General features: G+C 41.1%; 5 protein-coding genes and 1 pseudogene. 2 read left to right on the forward strand and 4 right to left on the reverse strand.

Features of this window, described 5'->3' with window-relative positions; genetic code table 11:
* Positions 1–614, reverse strand: a pseudogene (locus tag ACFINC_RS08880) (phage portal protein); the annotation flags it as partial.
* Positions 615–789: 175 nt separating this feature from the next.
* Between ACFINC_RS08880 and ACFINC_RS08885 the strand changes: the two are divergent.
* Both ACFINC_RS08885 and ACFINC_RS08890 read left to right on the forward strand, forming a co-directional pair.
* The gene (locus ACFINC_RS08885; RefSeq protein WP_375616971.1) at positions 790–1,956 is read left to right on the forward strand and encodes a tyrosine-type recombinase/integrase; all 1,167 of its coding nucleotides are present in this window, start codon (positions 790–792) and stop codon (positions 1,954–1,956) included.
* Positions 1,957–2,163: 207 nt separating this feature from the next.
* Positions 2,164–2,364, forward strand: a complete 201-nt coding sequence (locus tag ACFINC_RS08890; protein ID WP_015856172.1) for an AlpA family transcriptional regulator — start codon at positions 2,164–2,166, stop codon at positions 2,362–2,364.
* A gap of 102 nt (positions 2,365–2,466) precedes the next feature.
* On the opposite strand, the gene ACFINC_RS08895 is transcribed toward ACFINC_RS08890, so the two are convergent.
* From ACFINC_RS08895 to ACFINC_RS08905, 3 genes are all read right to left on the reverse strand, one after another.
* Complete coding sequence (locus ACFINC_RS08895) at positions 2,467–2,826, reverse strand: hypothetical protein (RefSeq protein WP_375608402.1); 360 nt, start codon at positions 2,824–2,826, stop codon at positions 2,467–2,469.
* Between the two features lie 178 nt (positions 2,827–3,004).
* On the reverse strand, positions 3,005–3,409 hold the full coding sequence (locus ACFINC_RS08900; RefSeq protein ID WP_375612686.1) for a hypothetical protein: 405 nt from the start codon (positions 3,407–3,409) through the stop codon (positions 3,005–3,007).
* Positions 3,406–4,851: filamentous hemagglutinin (locus ACFINC_RS08905; protein WP_375616972.1), on the reverse strand; the 1,446-nt coding region annotated here is incomplete at its 5' end. The genes ACFINC_RS08900 and ACFINC_RS08905, both read right to left, overlap by 4 nt.

Raw genomic sequence — 4,851 nt, forward strand, 5'->3', positions numbered from 1 at the left:
AAAATCCCCGCTTGTGAGACTTCTCTCGTCCCTATAAACTCAGGCGATAAACCCGTAACTTGATTAATCGCTTCCTTGGCTTCATTAAACAGTTGGAAAAAGCCTGCTGGAAATTGCGCTACGGGTTTTGGTTGTATCTTACCACCAGCCAAAGCACCATTTTTTAAAACCGTAATACTATCAACCCTGCTCCAACTCTTTACAGCTTCTCTCTCATCTTCAAATGCGCCCCGCTCTGCCATTATCCCGCCTTTGGATTGGCTATTGAGAATGTGCATCACTTGACTAAAATATTTATTCGCCCATCGTTGTGGATCTTTTGTCGGTCTTACAACCCCATAAAATTGCCGTTCTATCTTGTCAAAATATCCCGTTATACACTCCCAACCCAATTGACCCGCTGGAACCAAAGGTTGATCGGGGCATTCAAGCAATTTCCTGCCTAAAAAAGCACGTTTTACAACCTTTTTATTGAAAGCCGCCCCTTGAATATCGGGCATCATACACTGGAGCTGCTTAAATTCCTCTTCACTATAATCACGCAATTCACCCGTTTCTAAATCCGGCGCCTTATAATATCGCTCGCTTTCAAACCAACGGCATTCAACAAGCGTTCAAGGCATTGATTTATAATCATAATCTAGCGTTATTCATATTGAATGAGAACCCTGAATAACGTAAGATTCTCTCATCTTAAATCTGTGTATCTTGAATCAATTCATATCACTTGCTTGCACACCACAAGCGGGGCTGACGTGTGGGTAAAAACTATAGCAGAAAGGAGTAAAAATGGTTCTTATGAATCGTCTTAATGCAAGATCTGTCGCAACATTGGGAACTGGCAAATATAATGATGGTGCCGGCTTGCTTCTTCATAAGCGTAAAGATGGAGGTGCTCAATGGCTGTATCGTTATACCATTCATGGGCGGCGTCGCGAAATGGGCTTGGGTGCTTTAAGAGATGTCTCTTTAAAACAAGCCCGTGAATTGGCAACTGGGTGGCGGGCTGTTTTACGTGAGGGGCGTGACCCTATTAAAGAACGTGAAAAACAAAAGCGTGAGGCAATAAGCAATCTCCATTACTTAAAAGATATTGCACTAGATACTTTTGAAACTCGTAAAGCTGAATTAAAAGGTGATGGTAAAAATGGTAAATGGTTTACACCTTTACGCCTTCATATTCTCCCTAAACTAGGCTGTTTACCCGTTTCAGAGATTACGCAAACAGAGATACGCAATACCCTTTCTCCCATTTGGCATACAAAGGCTGTAATTGCTCGAACAGCATTGATACGTCTTAATCTTTGTCTCAAACATGCGGCTGCATTAGGTGTAGATGTTGATTTACAAGCTGTAGAAAAAGCAAAAGCTCTCTTAGGAAAACAACGCCATAAGGTCACTAATAGACCAGCCATGGATTGGAGAGAGGTTCCGGCTTTTTATAAAACACTCTGTGAAGCATCAACTATAACACAACTGGCTTTGCGTTTGCTTATTCTGACAGGTGTTCGTACCAATCCTTTACGTCATATTCATAAAGATCAAATTGATGGGGATATATGGACCATACCTGCTGAAAATATGAAAGGCAAGCGTGATGCCACAACAGAGTTTCGCGTGCCTTTATCAACTGAAGCATTAGACATTTTAAAACAAGCACGATTGCTTTCTCGTAATGATTTCTTTTTTTCTGCTAAAGGTCGCGGTCCCCTCGCTGAGAAGTGTATGGCTCAATATATGAGAGACAATAAACTTGAAGCCTGCCCGCATGGTTTTCGCTCTAGTTTACGCGATTGGCTAGCAGAAACAACCGATGCCCCCTATGAGGTCGCTGAAACTATTCTAAGTCATACAGTAGGAGGACAAGTAGAGCGCTCCTATCGTCGCACTGACTATCTAGAACAGCGCCGCGTTTATATGGATAAATGGGCGGCTTATGTCACGGGTCAATCTTAAGATATGGGGTGAATAACCCCATTATCTGTGGATAACTTTCTCTCTCTTCTCTCTCATTCTTTCTCAATAAGAGTCATAAATTATCACATCAGAAATTGTATGATAAAATATTGTTTTCTATGAATAAAACATCTTTCTAAATGAACCAAAATGTGGTTAATAAATGATTATGATTTGTTTTTGTTTTTATAGTGAAAGGATTTTAGAATGACAGAAAATGATATTCTTTTAACTGACCGTGAAAGTGCAAAATTGCTTCATATGAGTGTTTCAACATTCCGCCGTCATGTAACCAATGGCTCTCTCCCAAAACCTTTAAAATTTGGCTTTTTATCCCGTTGGTTACAATCAGATCTTTTGAATGTCATCGAGCAAGCAAAACAGCAACGTTATAACGACGCGGCATAAAAAGAAAACCTTGTCACGTAAGGACGGACAAGGCTTTCTCAAACTCATCAACCTGGTGCTTTATTTGGTGTAAATTCAAGGCTTTCTCTGCTGAAACAAGACTTAAGGTTTGCATTCAAGTTGTTCTGAATGCTTTTTACAATAAGGGCTATTTAAGCGTCTCTCAACACTTCGCTGAGGCATGACAGCACCAGGACGACATATGGGAAGGTTGTCTGATTTATGGTTCTCACACCAATCTTGTATTGTAAAGCTAGGGCGAAAACCTGATTGCGCCATACACATTTCAATACTGGCAAATTGATTCAAATCTAGCGCCACAACCTTATTAAGGTCCGGTACTCCACATTCTAAAAGTATTTTATTTCTCCATAATGCTGGAGAAAGTGAGGGAATTGAGTTAACACATCCAGTGATACTTAACAGAGCTATACAACTCAATAGTTTTAAGATTTTCTTCATTATTCCCCTCTTTCAATGGATTTATTTACAATAAAAAAGCTCATAAGCCTGTTGATATTTCCTGTCACCGCTTCATTAAAACAACGGTGAACAATATTGAAATGTTGGATTGAGGGAACAGTCCCGCCATTCCAAGAGAAGGCAAGGATGGCGGATTGTTGATCATCACAAGCAAGACTTAAGGATAGCATTCATATTGTTCTGGATGTTTTTTACAAAACGGGCTATTTAAGCGCTTCTTGACACTGCGCTGTGGAACAACAGCACCTGGACGACAAATGGGCAAGTTTTCGGCTTTATGATTTCCACACCAGCCCCCCCCCCTATCATATTTATCATGGAAACCAGCTTGAATCATACAAGCTTCTATGGTTGCCCATGCATTGTTGCTTAAATTTCTGTTTTCTGGAAATACATCATAAGGAGCTGGCATTCCACATTCTAAAAGTGCTTTTTTTACCTCAAGCCGATCTGCTCCTGATTTCTCCCACACCGTGAAGTATCCTGCAGGAGGTTTATTAAACTGACATCCAGCTATACTTAACAAAGTTACAGCGCTTAATAATTTTAAAGTTTGTTTCATTTTTTCCTCCTTAAAGGGAATTGTACTCGATGGGAAAGTCCATATATATCTCGACATTTTGGACCCGCATCTCCAAGGCAAGTATGAGGATTATAAGGATTTTTGAACATATTCCATGTTTCTTTCCACCAATTACTACCAGCAGGTATTGTCTCGTAAGTATAGCCATTGCCGCCAATAATTCTGCTTACAAAGTCGTATCTATTCCCATCAAAGCCAATAGTGGTTTGTTTGCCATCACTCACATAACCTAACAGACCGGATGCAACTAAAACATTAAAGGCTGGTCCATAGAAATTGATATTCGTGTTGTCGGCTATACCGTGCACACCTTCTTGTTTGAAAGAATACAGCATATTTCCCAATGTCATGGTACCACGGCTATGTCCATAAAATTCTAACCCTGTAATACCATGGCTATACACCAAATCTTTTGCTTCTTGTGTTGAATTGGTCAAACCCCAAAAGTTATTTTCCATAAACTTCTGATAGCCCGCGACCAAAAGTTCTGAGATAGCAGAATCGGCTTGAGGGAACACAACAAAATAAAGCGGTGCATTTTTATCCTTCGCATGTTGAACCGCATAAACAGCGGCTTCCTCTGGTGGAGTAAAGATGCCATTAAAGGACACATGCACCTTGCCATCAGCACCCTCTTGTAAATGCTGCTTTTCTTCATCCGTTAAATAATGTGCGTGAGGTATTGGTTGTCCACGAGCGTCTGTGATATACTGTCCATTTGCATCTATTTCATAGATTATATTACCCTTTTCATCACGGTCGACCACGGCAATGGGGTGCTCTTTGATAAACATGGTTTTATAGGAGTCATCGCTGTATTTAAACCCTTCTTCTAAGAGTTGAGTTGCCATTTCACGGTTTTCATGGACGATTTGTTCCAGCTTGCCTACATCGAGCTGTTGTACACCCTTATGGGCGCTGGCAGTATCACGATTAAGGGAGGCTATGGCTTGTTCCACGTCTTGTCCTGTCAATGCCTTCTGCCCTGCTTCATCAGTAATGACGATAGTGCCATTGCTGATAGCAGATTTGGTGTATCCTTCCTCTGAATCTTGGGCTTTTGAATGATCTAAGAGATTTTTAGCAATGTTTTTCCCGACACCATATTTACCCTGATACATCGGACCACCCGCAGAAATACTTAAACCTTGGCTGCTAGCTTGCGCATGCGCACCGTTGCTGATATCACTGGTGCTGATGCTTCCTGTGGTCAGGCTGTTTTTGTCCGCCGAGGCTGTGCTGGAAATAAGTCCTCCGGTCAGCGTTGTTTTATCTTTAACGTTGATCTTAAAACCGCCATCACCGGCTTTGATGCCTGATTGCTCCACAACACTGTGATAATCGCTAGAGGATTTATCCTTGTTCAAGGAAATATTGGTTGTGGCTGTACCATCCTTTTCTCGGCTATTATAACCAATGGA

The sequence above is a fragment of the Bartonella sp. AP58NXGY genome (assembly GCF_042195785.1).
Taxonomy (GTDB): Bacteria; Pseudomonadota; Alphaproteobacteria; order Rhizobiales; family Rhizobiaceae; genus Bartonella.